We start from the raw sequence: 18,870 nt of genomic DNA on the forward strand, positions 1-18,870 counted from the left end.
GTTATGAACATGATTGTCAATAATCTTGTCAACCAAGTTGATAGCGCTTAGCCTAGCGCTAGTGGCCGTTTGAACGGACCACAGGTCACGCCGCAAATGACATGAGGTAACCGCGATGAGTCAGGACTCCAACAACCACAACGACGGCAACGGACAATCCCCCTCACAGGAAGAGGGTGCCTCTACCAAGGGCATGTCCAATCGACTCACCAACTACGGCGATGCAGACTTCTCGCTGTTCCTGCGCAAGGCGTTCATCAAGGGCATGGGCTATACCGACGACGCCCTGTCGCGTCCGGTGATCGGCATCGCCAACACCTACAGTGGCTATAACGCTTGCCACGGCAACGTGCCGGGGCTGGTGGAAAGCGTGAAACGCGGCGTGATGCTCGCCGGCGGACTACCGGTGGACTTCCCTACCATTACGCTCCACGAATCCTTCGCCTATCCCACCAGCATGTACCTGCGCAACCTCATGGCCCTGGACACCGAGGAGATGATCCGCGCCCAGCCCATGGATGCCGTGGTACTGATCGGCGGCTGCGACAAGACTGTGCCCGCCCAGCTGATGGCCGCCGCCAGCGCCGGCATCCCCACCGTGCAGGTGGTTACCGGCCCCATGCTGGCAGGCTCCCACCGTGGTACAAGGGTCGGTGCCTGCACCGATTGCCGCCGCTACTGGGCCTCGTATCGCGGCACTGACATCGACGAGGCGGAGATCAACGAGGTCAACGACAAACTGGTCCCCACTGTCGGCACCTGCTCGGTGATGGGCACGGCGAGCACCATGGCCTGCCTGGCCGAGACCCTGGGCATCATGCTTCCCAACAGCGCCACCGCCCCGGCCGTGTACGCTGACCGCCAGCGCATCGCTGAACAGTCCGGCGCCCAGGCCGTGCAACTCGCCAAGGCCGGCGTCACCCCGGAGCAGATCCTCACCCCCAAGGCCTTCGAGAACGCCTTGCGCGTGTTGCTCTCTCTCGGCGGCTCCACCAACGGCCTGATCCACCTCACCGCCATCGCCGGCCGCCTGGGCATCGACATCGACCTCGAGGCCTTCGACCGCATGAGCCAGGAAACGCCGGTGCTCGTCGATCTCAAGCCCTCCGGCGAGGGTTACATGGAGGATCTGCACCGTGCCGGCGGCCTGCCCACCCTGCTGCGCGAGCTAGCGCCGCTGCTTCATCTGGACGCCATGACGGTCAACGGCCGAACGCTGGGCGAGAACATCGACGCCGCGGTCCACCTCATCGACCAGAAGGTGGTATGGCCGAGGGACAAACCGGTCTACGCCCAAGGCGGCATCGCCGTGCTGCGTGGCAACCTGGCCCCCGCCAGCGCCATCATCAAGCAGTCGGCCGCCTCCCCCGAGTTGATGACACATCGCGGGCGTGCGGTGGTGTTCACCGGACTGGAAGACCTGGCGGAACGCATTGATGATCCAGACCTCGACGTGCGTGCCGACGACATTCTTGTGCTGCAGAATATCGGGCCCAAGGGGGCGCCCGGCATGCCCGAGGCGGGCTACATCCCGATTCCGAAGAAGCTCGCCGCCCAGGGCGTCAAGGACATGGTGCGGATCTCCGACGGCCGCATGAGCGGCACCGCGGCGGGCACCATCGTGCTGCATGTATCACCCGAATCTGCCGAGGGCGGCCCGCTCGGGCTGGTCTGCGACGGCGACATTATTTCCCTGGACGTGCGCAACAACCATCTCAGCCTGGAGGTAGATGACACCGAGCTCGAGACTCGACGCCAGGCCTTCCAGCCGGAGACTTCCAGCGAGCCACTGCTGGGTTACCGGCGGCTGTTCATGGAGCAGATCCTGCAGGCCGAGGAGGGCTGCGACTTCCGCGCCTGCCGCCCAGTATCCACCTGCAAGGTGCCGAGGCCATGAAGCCTAAGGACGCTCTTGTTACACTGGGCGGGTGTCGCCGGCACAGGCACCGACGACCTCGTCCAATTTGTCGATGCCCGATGGGGAAGCGAACATGAGTCGAACTGCAGCCACCCGCGAGTCTCGTAACGCCGACTCACCGGATTCTGCCGCTGTGGTCAGCGTCGACGACATCGTGGCAGCCGTGGAGGAGGACATCGTGCTCGGCCGCCTGCATCCCAAGGAGCGGCTGGTCGAGGAAGCCATGATGGAGCGCTTCGACTGCAAGCGTCACGTGGTCCGGCAGGCGCTCTTCCAGTTGGAGAGCATCGGCCTAGTCGAACGCATAAAGAACCGTGGCGCCTTCGTCAAGAGCTATCCGCCCGAGGAAGTTGAGCACCTTTATGCCATGCGCGAGATCCTCGAGCTCGCCGCGGTCGATGCCCTGCCCCTGCCGGCCCCGGCCGAATTGCTGACGGAACTAAAGGACATCCATCGGCGCTACAGCGAAGCCGTCGACGCCCACGACCTGCGTAGGGTCTTCCGCCTCAACATCGCCTTCCATCGCACCCTGTTCCAGGCCACCGGCAACCCCTTCCTGTACGAGACCATCAACGAGTTCGCCCAGAAGGCCCACGGCATCCGCTTTATTGCCATCGCCGATCGCGACTCACTGAACCAGGCACGCCGCGAGCACCAGGCGATGATAGACGCTATTCGAGATGAAGATCGTGAACGCTTGGCCGAACTCTGTCGCAAGCACCTTGCCCCATCCAAGAACCGCTATCTAGAGCTCTACAGGCACGCGTTCTTATAATGTGATTTTGAGAGGGTACAGAGAGACCGCAACCTATTCATTAGCCTATGCCTATGTGCCTCGCCTATAAGTGATTATGAAGTTGACCCGGTTCGGTGGACACCCGACCCTTTGAGAAGGAGGAGTCCATCATGCCCAAGTCCCGTGCCCCTTACCCTGCAACTCCGGCAGCTCCTCGCGCTCCGCGAACGACAAATAACGCCCTGTATGCGGCGCCAAGTTGGACGGTGCCATCCCTCCTGCCTCGCGGAACCACCGTGGTCCCACCGGCTGCGATACACCACACGCCAAGGCTGCGTCCTCACTCGATAGTCCCTCAGTAATGCGCTTCCAGAACGCGCGCTTGGCATCCCGCTGATTGACGCCCGGTCGGCCAGGCGAACGCATCGGTGCTCGTCCCGTCTGTTCAGCGCCCCAGCCACGTGATCGTCCCATGCAACACCTCCCATATCGAGATGTTGCGACGACCGATTGAATCCGCCCAGTACACCTCCATCGCCTTCGGTGAGCGCTGCAGGAAGGCTGGCGTTCGGCCAGGGCAATCGCACGTAGAGAAAGATTCTCGATCAAGGCAAATTGCAGCGCGTCGACGATAGGGTAAAGTGGGAGTTTTTCACCATTGATGGCGAAAGTAGGACCCATAGATGTGTTTACAGCCCCCGGCGGCACCCTAACCCCGCACTCGATCGGATGCTGAAACCGGATAAGATGAGAATCATTCAGCTCATGCGATTGCCCTGGGCGTTCGGCCCTCGATGGGGTCGGTCGGAGATTGCTATGATAATTCGATGGCCGAGAGCTTCTTTGCCACCCTGGAATGCGAACTGCTCGACAAGAAGCAGTTCGCCACGCCGGCATAGGCGAAGCAAGCGGTCTTCGCGTTCATCGAAGGATGGTACAACCCACATCGCCGGCACTCGGCGATTGGCTATGTCAGTCCTATACAGTTCGAGCGTAAGCATGCGGCAGCCTCAGGCTAAAGCCGTGTACCGTTCACTGAACCGGGGGAACTCCACCGACAATAATCACGAACCCACGGCCATGACTTGGGCAAATTAAAGGCTCTCAGGGCCGCGGCAATATCTCGGCCAAGGCAGCCAGGCAGGTATCGATTTCTTCAGCGCTATTGTAATGGGCCATTGAGATGCGAGTGACCGCCTTCAGCCCCAGTGGTCGCAGAATATTGCCGGAGAAGACATCATCGGTTCGTGCGTGGACGCGTATTCCCCGGTCTCCGAGTTCGGCGACGATATGCTTGGCATCGACCCCCTCAACGGCAAACGACACTACCCCCTCGCGCTGCGGTGCATCCGCTGGCCCAATCAGATGTAAACCGGGATAGTCGCAAAGCCCTGGCAGGCCCGTGCCACCATGCAGCAGCCGGTTCACCAGGGCTCGCTCATGGGCTTGCATCGCCTGGCCGGCCGCGAGCAGGCGAGCACGGCGTGGCGCTTCATCAGTGAAGTGCGCGCCGAGCCAGTCGAGATAGTCGATCATCATGCTGACACCGACCAGGGCCGACGGGTCGCGGCTGCCCAGTTCCCAGGCATCGGCTGACTTGCCCGAGAGACGGTCATGGTCAACCACGCTCAGCCGATCTGAGAGCCAGGCATAGCCGTTGTTGAAGCGGCAGTATGCCTTGTAGGGCGAGATGACGTAGGCATCGACACCATAGTCATCGACGGCCAGGAAACCATGTGGCGCATGTTGGATGCCGTCGACGATGATCACGCAGTCCGGGGCCACGGCGCGAATGGCCTGTGCGATCTCGGCGATGTCCATGCTCATGCCGGTGACCGGGCTGGTATGCAGGATCGTGGCAATGCGGGTGTCGGGACGCACGCAGTCGACGTAGTGCGCTGCCGTCACCCGGCCGGTATCAACATCGAAGGGCACCTCAATCCAGTCGCGACCCGTGCGTCGCGCCCACTGCTCTGTAGCATCGAAGGTCGCAGGGTGCTCCACTGCGCTGGCAACGACGCTGCCGCCTGCCTCGGCGGAAAGTGCCGCCGCACGGATCACGCGGAACAGGCACTCGGTGCCTGTCTCGCCGCCGAAAATGACCCCACTGCTGGCGCCAAAGAAGGTAGCCAGATCGTCACGCCCCTCGGCCACAATCGCCGACATGGCGCGAGAGGCCGGGTTATTGCGGTGCTCGTTGTCGGGAATGCCAGCGACCTCTGCGCCACGCGTCACCACCGACTCAAGCGTCAACGAGCCACCGGCATTTTCAAAGAAGATCCGCTTGCCGCTGAAGGGGCAGACATCGACGTGCAGGAAACGCTCCCGCACCTGAGTCAGCAGTTCTCCAGGAAGGAAGGTCCCTTCCGCCGGAAGGGGGTTCAGGGGAGTTGGCTTCAGTGTCATGTGGGTATCTCAAGTGTCGGTTACAGGTATGCCCTGGTTCGCGAAAAGGCCGTCAGAATCAGCGCTGGAGTTTTCGGCGGCGCCACTGGGTCCAGAGTGGATAGGCCAGCGCCAACACCACCAAAAGGCACAGCGTCAGTGACAGAGGGCGGGTGAAGAAGGTGGTGAGGTCCCAGTGGGCGATCTGCATCGAACGGCGGAAGTTGACCTCGAGGATCGGCCCCAGGATGAGAGCAATCACCAGAGGAGCGGCTGGATAGCGCCAGCGTTCCATGAAGTAGCCCACCACCCCGAAGGCAATAGCCAGCCAGACGTCGAAAACCGCGTTGCGGAGCGCATAGGTGCCTATCACGCTGAACACCAGGATCATCGGTCCCAGCACTGCCCCCGGCACCTTGGTCACCACCACCAGATAACGACATAGCCAAAGTCCCAGAATCGCGAACAGAACGTTGGCGAACAACAGCGAGAGGATCAAGGTATAGGTGGTCTCGGCGTGGTCGGTGAACAGGCTCGGTCCCGGAATCAGGCCATGAATGGTCAGCCCACCGACGAATACTGCCGTGACCGCGTTGCCGGGAATGCCCAGCGTCAAGGTGGGAATCAGGGTGCCACCGGTCACGGCATTGTTGGCCGATTCCGAGGCGGCCACCCCTTCCAGCTCTCCCTTGCCGAAGCGCTCTGGGGTCGGCGAGTGACGGCGTGCTTCGTTGTAGGAAATGAAGGAAGCGATGCTGGTCCCTGCACCAGGCAGGATACCGACCACCGAACCGATCACCGAGGAGCGCAGCATCGTGCGCAAGCAGCGCCGGATATCGTTCCACAGCGGCAAACTACGCCCCTTGAGCTTTTGCTCCTTTCCTGTCAGCACGCCACCGCCGGCGGGCACGCAGAGGTTGAAGGCCTGGGAGACCGAAAAGAGCCCAATCAGCACCGGCAATAGCGGCACTCCATCGAACAACTCGCTCTGTCCGAAGGTGAACCGCTGCACACCGGTAAAGGCGTCCAGTCCCACAGCCGCCAACACCAGCCCCACCGCTGCCGTAAGAACACCCTTGAGCGGACGGTCCGACGCCACACCGACGATGGTCACCAGCCCGAAGATCGCCAGCACGGTGTACTCCTGGGGACCGAAGGCCAATGCGACCGTGGAGAGAGGGGGAGCAATCGCGATCAGCACGATCACACTGAATAGTCCACCGAATAGAGAGCCGAGTGTCGCCATGCCCAGCGCTTCCCCTCCACGGCCAGCTTCGGCCAAGGGATAACCGTCGAGCGCGGTGGCAATGGAAGCGTCAGTGCCTGGTGTGCGCAGCAGGATCGCCGTCACGGAACCGCCATAGACGGAGCTGACGTACACCGCGCCAAGCAGGATCAGTGCTAACTCTGGTGGCATGTTGAAGGTGATGGGAATGCACAGCGCGACGCCCATCGTGGAGGAGAGCCCCGGCAGCGCGCCGATGGTCATGCCGGCCAAGGTGCCAAGAAGCAGTGTCAAGAGAGCCATCGGCGCCAGCACGTTGCCGAGGGCGGGAAGCAATACATCCATGGAGAGTCTCTCGGGGTGATGTCGGCTGACGCTAGTCAGTCAGCCAACCGGCAGGCAGCGGCACGGCCAGAAGGTGCGCGAAGACCACGTAGATCAGGACGGAGAAGGCGATGGCGATCACCAAGGCCGCCGCCCATCGCAAGTGTCCCAGCCACCGCAGGCTGGCAAGCAGGAAGAGCGGCAGCGCCACGAAAGTGCCGACGGTCACCATCAGCCCCAGCAGTCCCAGGATACATAGGCACCAGATGGTGAAGCGGTGCCAAGGCAGGGATGGAGGTAATTCGTCGGGGGAACGGCTGCGCAAGGTGTCAAGACCAATCCCCATACAAGCCAGAAGCCCTAGCGTGGCAGCGATCGCGGGGAAGAGCCCCGCGTCGCCGCGCATCCCCAGGCCCACGACCACCACAGCGGCACACAAGATGCCCACCAGCATGGCCACACCACGGTCGATAGTGTCGAGGGTCATGGAGCAATCCTCTTTCTAGCGCCCGTTTACTGCTCGATCCAGGGGTCTTTCTCCCAGAGCGACTTCAGTCGATCATGGCTATCGTTGATGAAGTCGACGTAATCCTGCCCGTAAATGGCATTGATCGGCATGTTGAGCTGATCCATCTCGGCACGGAATTCCGGGTTCTCGACAACCTCACGGGTAACATCCAGAAGCGTGTCGTAGACCTCCTGGGGCACGCCGGCTGGTACGGCGAAGCCGCGAGACGCCGCCGCCTGGACGTCATAACCTTGTTCCTTGCCGGTGGGGACGTCAGCAATGGGCTCGACCCGCTCGTCGGCCCATACCGCCAGTCCACGCACCTTGCCTTCCTGGATCTGAGCAGCCGCCTCTGACATGTTGCCTTCGAAGGCCGTGATATGGCCGCCTAGCAGCGCGGCAGTCGCCTCGGCGTTACCGTTGTAGGCCACGAAGCTGAGGTCAATGCCGGCTTCCTCGGCAAAGTTGAGCGCCGCAAGGTGATCATCACCGCCAAGACCCTCGTGGGAGATGACGACCGACTCCGGATCGTCCTTCACCGCCGCGACCAGATCATCCAGGGTCTGGTAGGGACTATCGGCAGAGACCGCCAGCACGCCGGGATCGGTGATCACATTGGCCAAGGGACGGATCTCATCGAGGGAGTAACCGACCGTCTCTTCGCGAGTGAACGGATAGACCTCCACCACCGGCGAGTTGATAAGACCCAGGGTGTAGCCGTCCGGCTCGGCGTTGGCCAGATGCACCCAGCCGATTTCGCCGCCTGCTCCGGGCCTGTTGACCACCACTATCCGCTCGCCAAGCTCTTCCTCGGCGTATTTGGCAAAGATCCGCGCCATGGTGTCGGTGCTGCCGCCAGCACCGAACGCAACGATCATCTCGATCGGCTTGGATGGGTAGTCTGCCGCCACGGCCGAGGTACTCAGGCCGCCAGCCAGGACCGTCCCGACCGCTCCCAGCACCATCGTCCGCATCAAATTGGATTGCACCTTCATCGCCTTACTCCTTGTTACTGTTATAGATTCCGAGCCGTTCAGGTGGGCCATTGAGGCCACATCCACTGCCTGAAGCCTCAGAGCATGCACCTACCAACTTAATAACAGCCCAAAGTTTCAAAAAAGCGAATAATTTTCATAGACTATCAGTCGTTTTCTTCATCAAAAGGTGGTGCCATGCTGACTCTCACCCAGCTCGAGTCCTTCATCCAGGTAGTCGAGCTCGGTACCTTCGAGCGTGCCTCTCATCGCCTCAACGCGACACAGTCCACCGTTTCCAAGCGTATTTCCGAACTCGAGCAGGCCACCGGCCTATGTCTTTTCGACCGCTCGCGCCGCAACGCGCGGCTGACTGAAGAAGGCGAACAGTTACTGGAACTCGCCTACAAGACGATTGAAAACGCGAAACAGATCCTCGAACTCAACGCACAACCGGAGCGCAGCCTCCACCGGGTACGTATCGGCTTCACTGAGCTGACCGCCCTCACCTGGCTGCCAGGCTTTCTGCGGGACTACACCCTCGAGCGTCCTGACATCCGGCTGGACATCACCATCGACATGAGCCGCAGCCTGTATCAACAGTTTCAGGACGGCGAGTTGGATCTCGTGGTGATCCCGCTGGTCCCGGAGGCTTTCTCTCAACCGGGTGTCGAGACACGACTGTTGGAAGAAGTGGAAATGGCCTTCATGGCGAGTGAGGGCCTGGTGGATGATGGTAGCGGGCCGTTGCCCATCAGCGCGCTGGAGCGCTATCCCCTCATCGGTCAGGGCAAGCACTCCTTGTTCGCGCAGAACATCAATCGCTGGCTCTCCCACCAAGGCGTGCCCGCTGCCACCCTGACCACCGACAACCTGCTGGCACTGGTCGGTCTTGTGACGGCAGGGAGGGGCATCAGCGTGCTACCGCAACGTTGCGTCAAACACCTCACCCGGGCGCAGGGACTGGAAACCTTAGAGACTACGCCGCCGGTGCCCTCAGTCGGCTACTACGCGCTCTACCACGGTGGGGTGCGCATCCAGCTGTTCGAGACACTGGCACGTCGACTCGCCGAGGCAGCCGACTTCACCCGTCCCTTCTTCATAGCCAAAGAGGACTTGATACGCAGCTGAAATAGACCTCACTCATGGAGTCATCCTGGCCATCAGAGATCGCCAGTCTGCCCAACGCTATTCAACTCTAGATGATTGGGCTGGTGTATCGCTTACTACTCCGTGCACGATCTAGATGAATGTCGATGGCCTTTATAGAATGAGTAGCTCGCATCATCTTTATGGCGGCACGGTCTTTAACAGTGAAATGACAGAAGCAAGGTCTGTGGCAATAACGTACTTGCGAGTCAGTGGCTTCGCTTGGCCATTGGGTACTGCGAACATTGCCTGTGGCAATTATAGAAAAGCTGAATGGACCAGCCCGGCTTGACCAAGCCTCACATGGATACTGGGTGAAATATATCGAGCTAATGATTGAATCATTGGTGTGTTGCCACCATAATCTGAAGGAAATATGGCCAATGAGAGATAGTCCGTTTCGCTTATCAACACTTACTTGCAGAAAGAACAGCATCTCAAGCAGCTTCAGGAAGAACTGGACAAACTGAAGAACGATGAGCGCCTCAAGACCGAGCTGGACTTCAAGTACCACCTCGAGACCCTGATGCGCGAATTTGACAAATCGGCCGCTGACGTCATCAAACTATTGGACCCCACCCAAGAGGCTGGCCAAGGTTCCAGCATTGCCAATGGTTCAGGTCGCGCCAAGCGCAAGCTGAAGATCTACAAGAACCCCAATACCGGCGAAACCGTCGAGACTCGCGGTGGCAACCAGAAGACACTGAAAGCCTGGAAAGATGAGTATGGCTCCGAGACAGTTGAAGACTGATTGGTGAGAACTGAAGACTAGCTACCACGCTGCCTCCCTGCCAACTCTGGCAGGAAGGACAGCTTTCGGCCATTATGCATAGCATCCAATTATGAATAGTTACCAGGATGGTTGGGCTAGTGAGCCTGATGGACACGAGCTCTGTGGTATCGGCAATGCTCGGATGGTGGACATAAGTTTAGCAATCAACAGTACTGGTAGCTCCAACATTAGAGACCATCATGGCCGGGTACTCGCCAGGCTGCATGAGCCAGAAACCACATCCATTCGCTACCGGGCTTCAGGCTCGCAGCAAGAGTACTTGAAGGCGCTATAATTATGGATAGCTCGCGAGCATGCTTGGAGCTTTGCTAAGTGGGCGCAGCCATGCTCACCGCTGTGTCAGTATTCATAATTGGGTGCTATGCATAATGGCCGTTATGTATAGCTATACATAACGGCCAGAAGCTGTCTTTTTGGTGTCACTGATATAGCACCTGAGCTCAAATGTGTGAGGCGACGCCCGCTTTTGCGTCAGCAAAAGTGGGTGGCGCGTCAAACGTCACCTACAACGATTTGTTAGATTTCGGCGGTACGGCGCATGGTGTAATGCCCATTTGTTGACCTGTCGGTGAAATAATTGCCGCGAAGCACGTCATTTGATTCTTGGCTGACCTTGAGAATGGCTGCTCCTATGTGAGGGTCCTGCTTTTTTACCGCACCAGCAGTACTTACGTTTCTGTAGATGTAATACAGGCCAGGACGCGAAGACTGGGCGTCTTTATGGGGAGTGACCATCAATGTCTCAGACTCTGATTCGTCCGAAGACAGTTCGATACTTAACTTCAAAAGACTCTGTTTGATGAAAGCAGTCGCAATCTTCTCGCCAGATTTGTTACCCCAGTTCCAATAAATATCAACCGTCCACTTACCGTTGAGATCGGGGAAGACCCAGTCGTTTAGCTTAGGAATCCACTGCCACACTGCCCTCCACCCGCCTATTGCTATGCCGAGCAGTACTAGATTCAGAATAGCCACGCCTTTTAAAGCCGTTTCAAATGATGCGAGCCCAGATGCTCCAACCAGCAAGGAAATTAGCACCACAATACCCGCGTAAAGGCCGGCGATCCAAGCGATCAACTTTGTTATCGGTAGTAGATTAATCAACGGGAAGACCACCTTCAAAAACCAAGATTCCGCCTCTTTCGCTCAGAAGGCCAGTGCACACAACCCCCTCGATTAGCGACCCTAATCTAGCTGCCATGTACCGAGAACCTACATTTACACTACCAATAAACTCTCGACATTCTGCAGCAGGAAAAGGTGCGAAATACTGATTTCGCTGCATCAACTGCCACTGTCCAGAAACGATTTGGAATCCATCATGACAAGGCCAGCTGTATAAACTGCATTCGGCAATCTGCTCGGCAAGATCCTGTTGAGCAGGAAAATCGGCATCAGTACAAAGTGAAACAATAGGCAGATGCTCTAAATTTTCCGTTACAACAACTCCAACGCCGCAGAACTCCTCGTTTGGGATGGAGTCACGGACTCTCAGCAGCAGGCTTCTTAATCGTTTGGGTGGGGTCATCGACAATCCTTTATACGAAATCTAGCGGCTGCGCGCAGCGGTAGGTTTGTGGGCTGTATTGAAACATACCAGCCCGACTGACGCCACTGGTTAGGCATCCTGCAAGCGGACACCAGATTGAGTCTCACTTTAAAGCCTTTTGAAGTCGGTATGCGTGTTCGAGGTTCTACGTTTGGTAAGTTGAAACTTTTAATCAAGATTTCAGCATGACCAACTCACTTCAGCGTGTCGTGCTCCCTGCGCTCTCATTTCACACCGTAGCTGCTAGGTATTGTCTTGCCTAAACGATCCTTACCCAATCGTCTATGACCTCCCAGCGCTTTGGTGCGTCGCCCGAGGATGTGTACACGGCCACACCCTGTGCTCCATCATCAGTGCCTTGGATCACCATCACCATGCAGCTCAATCTGAAATCTGATCGTTGCACCATTTTGGATATGGTGCTGAGATCTTCGGTTGATGCCGTAGGGTGGGTCTGAGGGTGGGTATGCCAGTCACCACAGTAGTAAAGCCCTTGTCCCCGCTGCTTCTTAATCTCGCGTTGAGCGCAGTCTGGTTTGGATCGATAGCCGAAGCGTGTACGCAAGTCACCTAGGTAAGGACCGGTGGCCACCTTGATCTCTAATGTTCCGTCCTTCAGATGTCCAAAGAGTTGCCCACCAGCTTCTAGCTTCCAGAGCCGGTTCTGTATGTACCTAGCCATATAATCCAGCGCACTCTTCCTCAGCACGATGTGCTGAGCAGAGGTAGGCAAATGCGCCCTAATGATTGGTTCCATCGTCTTTTTCCCAAGCCCTTGAGATTTCACAATGGCTCCGATCAAAGAGCTCAGATGGTACTCCGCCGCGCTCGATTACTATGTCTCTATTACCCAGCCACATTCGATTCGTCGATTGGGGGACCTTGCCCAATATGACATCAATTATGAGGCGTTGGGCCATTAACACCGTGCTGGACATGTCGACTGCATCGTAGGGATGGAATGTTACCCCGCAGCCAGCCTCACCTAGTACGACATTTTTTTGGCTCCAACCGTGTGTTAGCCGACCGAAGTAAAAGCCATCGGCATCCAGGCCCTCGCTGAAACGATCTCGGCCAATCAAGGCTACCGCATGGCCCGCGAGTGCGTATTCTTCGGTCCACGTCCAAACACGGGTAGGCGGGTGTTCTATAGTGTCTATCCAGTGGTCTATTGCTAGTTCGGCTGGCAGGTCGAGTCCAGCCAACACCAAAACGTCACATTGGGCCAAACCTTCAAGGTCTCCGGGCTTCAAATTTTGGAAGGCTCTGGTATGCGGCTGCACATCCCGAACATGGGGAAAGTCCCTTCGGATCTGTGCAGATATAGCGTCAGCTTTTAGCCATCCGAGCCACTCACTACCAAGCACATGTCGGCCAAGGTTTTGCGGCCTGATTTCGTCGTAGTCCACTAGGGTTAGGGAATCAACACCTGCTTGAGCAAGGCCGCGTGCGAGGAATCCGCCGATGGCACCACATCCAACAATCCCTACTGAGGCTGTCCGGAGGCGATCAAGGGTTATGTTTGAGTCACGACCATGCACCCAGAACGGGTCAATTCTCTCAATCGACAGGGGCACAATAGCCTTGGCGAAGAATGTGTTCGCAACAAAACGTGCAGGTCGTGGACTTGACTTGCGAAACCCCTTCTTCAGAAACTTCGCGCTTGCGCCGCTGATGCTTGCAGCTGCAAACATCGGTGCCCCATTTATCATGAACCCCATTACTAACGGCAAGTCATATCCAGCACGCACGTGACGTTCAATGTGCTCACGCCCCACCAAATTGATAATGTCTCGCCCCTTGACGGGATACTGGTCTGGTGTAGGAATCTGCGCCGGCCAGACAACACGGGTGGTTAGCAGGGCTTCAGCTTTTATTCCAGCATTTTTGAGCCACGAAGAAAGTTCACTAGGATCATCAGCAAAGATGATTTGTCCAGTCCTCGCTGAATGGTAGTAGATATCGCGGTCATTCGAACGGGGTGAGAGCAGCGCATAGCAGTGAGGCTCCTTGGAGCCAACCTGCTGCGACCAGTACGAGAGGAACTCACGACGAAATTCTATGGTACGTGCTTCCGAGTCCATGGCTAGTACGTCCACGGCGTGCTGAAGCATTGTCAGCACTCGCGGGCCCACGTGAGCGGAGTATTTGGTGGTCGTCAAGCACAGCACACCATCTCGCTCTATATGAGGCCAGTGCGGCGCGTTATCCATGACTGCCTGCGGAGCAACTACCCGCGGCTCAGAGAGGGGAAAGGCATCATCAATAGTGAGAAAAACGTAGTCGACAGACGGGTGCTGTAGATAGCCCTTCGGTAGGTCTACTCGCCAGGTAGCCGCGCAGTGCAGCCGCCTCGGAATAAGACACTGCTCACCATCGCGAATTCGCCGCCAGCCACCAGGACTTGCGAACTTTAGTGCGGCTTCAATAGCTCGCGCTTGTTTTGACTGGAAGTTCAGAGCTTAGCTCCCCCAACCGTAACGCCCATTGCCGTCATCGCGGGTATCCGTCTTGCTCTCCGTCGCTACGAAGAAGGTCTTAGCGTCGGAGCCTGAATTACGTGGGTCAGGTAGATTGCCAAAATAGGTGGTGTTAAACACGCTGTCCCATGCATCCCGCGCTTCGTTGCGGGTACAGTCATCTTTCTCAAGTGTTGCCAAAATTTCGAGAGCATCAGACATGCAGTTCCGGAAAAAAGTCACCTTCTCATCACCTTCCTTGGCCAGTTCAGTTGCATTTACCGGGTGCTCGACCTTCGTAGATGTCGCCAAGCGGGAGTTGATCACCTTCCAAGTTTCGAGCAATGCTTGGTCGTCTCGGTTCTTGAAGGGCCTGAACTCGTCTACTACAAGTCTGGTGAGGGTAATTCCACTAGCAGTCTTGTTTTTCCACTCTTTGCGGCTTCTAGCAAAAGCTTTAGTTAGGCGAACAACATGCCTCATCTGTAATCCGTCAACACCATCTTCACCATTCAGTTGGCTGATGGCATTCCTAAACCACTGGGTGACGGCGCGAGCATCAGAGACCTGCCACATGTTGCCGCTAGCCAGCTCGTATATTTCCTTCTCGTTATCCATGCCTTCATTTTGAACCTGGATCCGATAGACCGGCATATCGATGTGATAGCCGGCCTGATACTCTTGGCGAACACAGTTATTATGAACCTCAGCAGGACTCGCAAATCTGAGGTCGTACGATAATGCGTCGCACACTCTTTGACGCGCCTGTAATGGCGTCAAATCAACGCCGTCGCCATTTTTCAGGTCATTGGGAAGAAAGTACACGCCATCGTCGATATCGTAGTCGCAATCTTCATCCTGGATCATGGTCCTCATCTGATAAGAGCCTTGCGAACAGACTATTTTGGGTTGAGCATGATCATTATTATTCAATCCATTCTTTAGGCGGATGCGGCCGTTATCGCGCCTTTCCCTCATATCCTTACGATCCTTGTCACGCAGTGTGACTTTTTCGCCATGATACTTTGACATCTCACTGCTGCAATCGAAAACGCTCATTTCATTTCCTCACCTCGTTGAACTGCGTACCCTTCTGAAAGAGCAGCACGAAAGGCCTCCAGCTTCGAGCCCGGCTCATTAGATTTTGCCCAAGCGAAATCGACATCAGATATGGCCTGCCGCCGCAACGCGTTGAGCACAACAGGCCTGGCGTCGTCCATATTCTTCAGGTAAGCCAGCAGTTGCTCGGATGGACATTGGGCGGGCAATCTGTATGCAAAGTTGTCTGGTCCGCGAACAGTTGTGATCTTGTTGCTGATGTAGTCGTAACCGACCGCCTGTGCGTTGAGGCTGGTCTCGATGGCGCGCAATCCGCCCTTCCAGCCGATAGCACCACGGTAGCGCTGAGCGTCAGAAATCTCCTCACCCCCTTGGGCCGGCAGCGATCCCAGCATGAAAAGGTGGATAGGACGCTCATTTTGCCCAGTGCTTGCCAGAATCTCGCTAGCCTCAATCGCGCCTAAAGCCCCCGGGTTGTTAGCCCACAATCCACCGTCTGTATAGACGACTCTCGCACCGCTGCCAGGCTCTTGGAGTTCCGCCAGTGCGCGTAGAATCGGCGCCGCGCTGGTTGCCATGCATGCATCGACCAACGTGCGTTGGTCATCTCGACCGTTCAATCGTTCAAGGTGACGGGTCTTAAAGACTACTGCAGCGTGGCGCGCCATATCGATAGCAGGGATGGCCAACCGGATGCCGCGCTTTTCCTGGATATTTAAGAATGTGGTTTCACCCAAAGTTTCTTGCAGGGCCTCCCTGAGGGCGTTCTCACCATGCCTCGTGCCGCAGCCTAATGCTCTAATGATCCCCCCGATAAAGGGCCACGTCCTTAGCCGTTGATAAGGAAATATCTGAGACCCGTGCTCGGCGTAAAGAGCTTCCACATCCTTTAAAGGCCTTCCCGCGGCCAATGCGCACGCGACGATCCCCCCCGTGCTCGTCCCTGCGATCAAATCAAAACAGCGGCCGATATCAACAGGCGGCTGATCCACCCCAGAAACATGGCTGGCGAAGTGATTAAGGTAGGCAGCTTGATATATGCCGCGCATTCCTCCCCCGTCTAGGCAAAGCACTCTAAAAGGCGCCATAGTTCTCCTACATTTTAAGTCCCCGAGTGGGGCAGTCATCACAACCTTTAATCCCGGAAACTTGGCCAATCTTCAGAGAACAGCCCAATGCCGGCCCGAGAGGAGATCGAGCTCAATGTCCGCTAAGGGTCGCCAGCTGCCTTCTACCTTCTTAAGCGAACCTGAACATCTCACCCCACCGCATCCTATACCTAACCGCTTTCCATCACATCGTACCGCCCATGAGTTGTCTTGTCGCGGTAGACATGATCAGTCATGTTGCCAGTACATTTAATTCACGTATGGCTGCCAGCTACAACATCTTTATAGGAAGGCAGCAAGGGGTGGGTGAAACACCCAGCGCGTTTTTAGCCCCCCTCGTCTTGCACCTCAATCAGTCCCTCTGTTCTCCCCGCAGTTGCTATGCTGACAATGCAACCAGCACGGAGGCTCACCACAATGGCCCAGATCGAGACGCTAGCCAGACAGGCCTGGCAGCTCAGGGAGCAAGGGTATGCCATCAACGATATCGCCAATGTGATGGGTAGACCAACCAGCGCAATCGAGCGCTGGATCGGTTGCTGGCTCGTCATAGCGGGTCAAGCGCCTCCCTGGCATGAGGGGCTGAATACTCACATCGTCCTTTACCTCAAAAAGGCCGGCATCACCAGCCGTGAGGCACTGGTCGCGGCATGGGAGAATGGTGACATTAAGCGCGGGCAGTCGTCTGAGATCAACGTGTCACGATTGGTGGAGCTGCGGAACTGGCTGGAAGACTCGGGATCCGAGGTTCCGGAGGCTCCGCCCAGGACCATGATCATCGATCTGTCGCCCGAGGCAGAAGTCGCTCTGAACCATCTCAAGAGGGTGACGGGGCAACCTGCCTCCCAGCTGATCAGCCGGCTGCTGGTCGAGGCCGATGAACTCAACCGGAGCGACTGACCCATGTGTGGACGCTTCGCGCTGTTCTCGGATCCTCCTCGCATCGCGCGTCGCCTCGGTCTGCCCGAAGAAGAGGCACAGTGGCAGGCACGCTATAACATCCCTCCCGGCACCTGGATTCCTGCCGCCCGGCGACGCGATGACGACTCTCCTCTGCTGCTTGATGAGATGTGGTGGGGCTACAAGCCCCACTGGGCCAAAGAGAACGCCCCCGAGCCGATCAATGCCACCGTCGAGAAGGTGGCCACTTCCAATTACTTCAAGGGAGCGTTTGCTCACCATCGCTGCCTTGTGCCGGCTGATGGATGGTTTGAGTGGGTGGCAGTGGATGGTCAGAAGAAACCTCACTTCCTGTGCCGTGAGGATCGCGAGCCGATCTGGCTGGCAGCCATCTGGGCCGAGCGCGCTGACGGTGTACCCGGCTGCGCGATCCTGACTGAACCGGCTCGTGGTATTGCCCAGCAGATCCACCCACGCATGCCGTTGGTTCTGGATGACGAGAGCCTTGAGCCCTGGCTGGATCCGGACATGACCGACCGTGAGACGCTCCGCCAGGTCATTCATCACCTGAGCGCCGAGTACATCACCCATTGGCCGGTAACGACTCGGGTCAACAAACCCATCGAGAACGATCCCAAGCTTATCGAGCCCGTCACCTCGGGCTCAGATTGATCTTTGTCCATGTGCCCACGACCATAGGCCGTTTCACGCATGGAGCATACTCTGCATGGTCGCTCGTCTGTTCGTGGCCTGGCTGGCCCTACTCCCTCTTTCCACGCAGGCCGATGTTCTGATTGGCAGCTGGAACATCAAGCACCTCGGCTGGGACAACGACAAAGCCATCCCTCAAGTGGCTCATGTGACTAACCACTTCGATCTGCTGGCGATCCAGGAGCTGATGGATGCCTCGGCCCTGGCCCGACTGGAACGGGAAGTAGAGGCCCTTTCCGGCGAGGCATGGTCGTCCATGGCCAGCCGTGAGCTGGGCCACTCGTCCTACACCGAACACTATGCCTTCCTGTGGCGCGAGAGCGAGGTCACATACGAAGATGGCGCGGTGGTGTACCTCGATCACGGTGATGTCTTCAGCCGTGAGCCCTATTCGGCCCGCTTCAGGGATGTGGAGACCAACGATCTGTATACCGTGGGTACGGTACACGTCGTCTACGGTGAAAGTATCAGCGACCGGCTACCGGAGATCGGAGCCCTGGCCGATTACTGGCAGTGGCTGGAGGAAATCGCCCATGGCAGCCCCCGTTTGTTGATAGGTGACTTCAACCTTGCACCGGATCACGACGGCTGGACTGCGTTACGGGCCCTTGGGGCGGAGCCAGCAATCACCGATGGGCGCACGACGCTGGCCACGACAGCGGACTCCTACAGCAACCTGTATGACAACATCTGGTTTGACGCTTCTATCCTGGATCCATCTGATCGCGGCATTCTTCGCTTCCCGGACCTCCTGCCCCTGGACCACCAAGAGGCCCGTGACCGCATCTCTGACCATGCACCGGTCTATGTCGGGTTGCATGGCGCCAAGCTGGAACTCGAGCATGCTGTCAGCGGAACGCCTATGCCTAGCACCTCGCGACCTGATTGCATCGATCTCAACACAAGTAGGGGCTCGCGCCTGGATCAGTTACCACACATCGGTCCTGCCCGGGCCGAGGACATCGTGGAAGAAAGACCTTGGGCTTCTGCTGATCACCTTACCCGTGTTAACGGCCTAGGTACCGCCAGGGTGCAGGAGATCCAGGCTAGCGACCTGCTGTGCCAGTGAAG

At 57.6% G+C, this 18,870-nt stretch carries 17 protein-coding genes and 2 pseudogenes; 8 read left to right on the forward strand and 11 right to left on the reverse strand.

What is annotated here, in order from left to right; all coding sequences use genetic code 11:
• Window positions 1–115 precede the first annotated feature (115 nt).
• Entirely contained in the window at window positions 116–1,897 is a 1,782-nt protein-coding gene (locus BMY30_RS14460) for an IlvD/Edd family dehydratase (protein ID WP_089714958.1), read from the forward strand.
• A gap of 94 nt (window positions 1,898–1,991) precedes the next feature.
• On the forward strand, window positions 1,992–2,693 hold the full coding sequence (locus BMY30_RS14465; protein ID WP_089714961.1) for a GntR family transcriptional regulator: 702 nt from the start codon (window positions 1,992–1,994) through the stop codon (window positions 2,691–2,693).
• Window positions 2,694–2,834: 141 nt separating this feature from the next.
• On the opposite strand, the pseudogene BMY30_RS18520 reads toward BMY30_RS14465, so the two are convergent.
• Window positions 2,835–3,128, reverse strand: a pseudogene (locus BMY30_RS18520) (IS30 family transposase); the annotation flags it as partial.
• Between the two features lie 305 nt (window positions 3,129–3,433).
• Between BMY30_RS18520 and BMY30_RS14475 the strand changes: the two are divergent.
• Window positions 3,434–3,673, forward strand: a pseudogene (locus BMY30_RS14475) (transposase); the annotation flags it as partial.
• An 85-nt stretch (window positions 3,674–3,758) separates the two neighbouring features.
• Here the strand turns inward: BMY30_RS14475 and BMY30_RS14480 are convergent.
• The 4 genes from BMY30_RS14480 to BMY30_RS14495 are packed head-to-tail and all read right to left on the reverse strand — an operon-like array spanning window position 3,759 to window position 8,142.
• Complete coding sequence (locus BMY30_RS14480) at window positions 3,759–5,060, reverse strand: aminotransferase class V-fold PLP-dependent enzyme (RefSeq protein ID WP_089714964.1); 1,302 nt, start codon at window positions 5,058–5,060, stop codon at window positions 3,759–3,761.
• Between the two features lie 58 nt (window positions 5,061–5,118).
• Window positions 5,119–6,609 carry a tripartite tricarboxylate transporter permease gene (locus BMY30_RS14485; protein WP_089714967.1) on the reverse strand — a complete coding sequence of 497 codons (1,491 nt, stop codon included), beginning with the start codon at window positions 6,607–6,609 and terminating at the stop codon, window positions 5,119–5,121.
• Between the two features lie 31 nt (window positions 6,610–6,640).
• A complete protein-coding gene (locus BMY30_RS14490) occupies window positions 6,641–7,075 on the reverse strand; it encodes a tripartite tricarboxylate transporter TctB family protein (RefSeq protein WP_089714969.1) in 435 nt (144 codons plus the stop codon).
• A 26-nt stretch (window positions 7,076–7,101) separates the two neighbouring features.
• Window positions 7,102–8,142, reverse strand: a complete 1,041-nt coding sequence (locus BMY30_RS14495; RefSeq protein WP_089714972.1) for a Bug family tripartite tricarboxylate transporter substrate binding protein — start codon at window positions 8,140–8,142, stop codon at window positions 7,102–7,104.
• A 126-nt stretch (window positions 8,143–8,268) separates the two neighbouring features.
• Between BMY30_RS14495 and BMY30_RS14500 the strand changes: the two genes are divergently transcribed.
• Both BMY30_RS14500 and BMY30_RS14505 read left to right on the forward strand, forming a co-directional pair.
• Window positions 8,269–9,201, forward strand: a complete 933-nt coding sequence (locus BMY30_RS14500) for a LysR family transcriptional regulator (RefSeq protein ID WP_089714974.1) — start codon at window positions 8,269–8,271, stop codon at window positions 9,199–9,201.
• Between the two features lie 424 nt (window positions 9,202–9,625).
• Window positions 9,626–9,970 carry a histone-like nucleoid-structuring protein, MvaT/MvaU family gene (locus tag BMY30_RS14505; protein WP_089714976.1) on the forward strand — a complete coding sequence of 115 codons (345 nt, stop codon included), beginning with the start codon at window positions 9,626–9,628 and terminating at the stop codon, window positions 9,968–9,970.
• Between the two features lie 558 nt (window positions 9,971–10,528).
• Here BMY30_RS14505 and BMY30_RS14510 read toward each other — a convergent pair.
• The 6 genes from BMY30_RS14510 to BMY30_RS14530 all read right to left on the reverse strand — a co-directional run bounded on the left by BMY30_RS14510 (window position 10,529) and on the right by BMY30_RS14530 (window position 16,206).
• Complete coding sequence (locus BMY30_RS14510; RefSeq protein WP_244516230.1) at window positions 10,529–11,128, reverse strand: Cap15 family cyclic dinucleotide receptor domain-containing protein; 600 nt, start codon at window positions 11,126–11,128, stop codon at window positions 10,529–10,531.
• Window positions 11,109–11,540: a hypothetical protein gene (locus BMY30_RS17685; RefSeq protein ID WP_139195531.1), complete on the reverse strand. Its 432-nt coding sequence runs from the start codon at window positions 11,538–11,540 to the stop codon at window positions 11,109–11,111. Before BMY30_RS17685 ends, BMY30_RS14510 begins: the two co-directional genes overlap by 20 nt.
• 280 nt (window positions 11,541–11,820) lie before the next feature.
• Window positions 11,821–12,318: a Mov34/MPN/PAD-1 family protein gene (locus BMY30_RS14515; protein WP_089714980.1), complete on the reverse strand. Its 498-nt coding sequence runs from the start codon at window positions 12,316–12,318 to the stop codon at window positions 11,821–11,823.
• Complete coding sequence (locus BMY30_RS14520; protein ID WP_342027794.1) at window positions 12,302–14,020, reverse strand: ThiF family adenylyltransferase; 1,719 nt, start codon at window positions 14,018–14,020, stop codon at window positions 12,302–12,304. Before BMY30_RS14520 ends, BMY30_RS14515 begins: the two co-directional genes overlap by 17 nt.
• A gap of 3 nt (window positions 14,021–14,023) precedes the next feature.
• Window positions 14,024–15,079, reverse strand: coding sequence for a cyclic GMP-AMP synthase DncV-like nucleotidyltransferase (locus tag BMY30_RS14525; protein ID WP_089714984.1), 1,056 nt, complete (start codon window positions 15,077–15,079; stop codon window positions 14,024–14,026).
• Window positions 15,076–16,206, reverse strand: coding sequence for a CBASS cGAMP-activated phospholipase (locus BMY30_RS14530; protein ID WP_089714985.1), 1,131 nt, complete (start codon window positions 16,204–16,206; stop codon window positions 15,076–15,078). The genes BMY30_RS14525 and BMY30_RS14530 overlap by 4 nt, the downstream gene beginning before the upstream one ends.
• A 399-nt stretch (window positions 16,207–16,605) precedes the next feature.
• On the opposite strand from BMY30_RS14530, the gene BMY30_RS14535 reads away from it, so the two are divergent.
• Genes BMY30_RS14535 through BMY30_RS14545 form a run of 3 tightly spaced genes read left to right on the forward strand, consistent with a single transcriptional unit; the run spans window position 16,606 to window position 18,868 of the window.
• On the forward strand, window positions 16,606–17,088 hold the full coding sequence (locus tag BMY30_RS14535) for a hypothetical protein (RefSeq protein ID WP_089714988.1): 483 nt from the start codon (window positions 16,606–16,608) through the stop codon (window positions 17,086–17,088).
• Between the two features lie 3 nt (window positions 17,089–17,091).
• A complete protein-coding gene (locus tag BMY30_RS14540) occupies window positions 17,092–17,760 on the forward strand; it encodes an SOS response-associated peptidase (RefSeq protein WP_089714990.1) in 669 nt (222 codons plus the stop codon).
• A gap of 55 nt (window positions 17,761–17,815) precedes the next feature.
• Window positions 17,816–18,868 carry a helix-hairpin-helix domain-containing protein gene (locus tag BMY30_RS14545; protein ID WP_089714992.1) on the forward strand — a complete coding sequence of 351 codons (1,053 nt, stop codon included), beginning with the start codon at window positions 17,816–17,818 and terminating at the stop codon, window positions 18,866–18,868.
• Window positions 18,869–18,870 lie beyond the last annotated feature (2 nt).

The sequence above is a fragment of the Halomonas daqiaonensis genome (assembly GCF_900109725.1).
Lineage (GTDB): Bacteria > Pseudomonadota > Gammaproteobacteria > Pseudomonadales > Halomonadaceae > Halomonas > Halomonas daqiaonensis.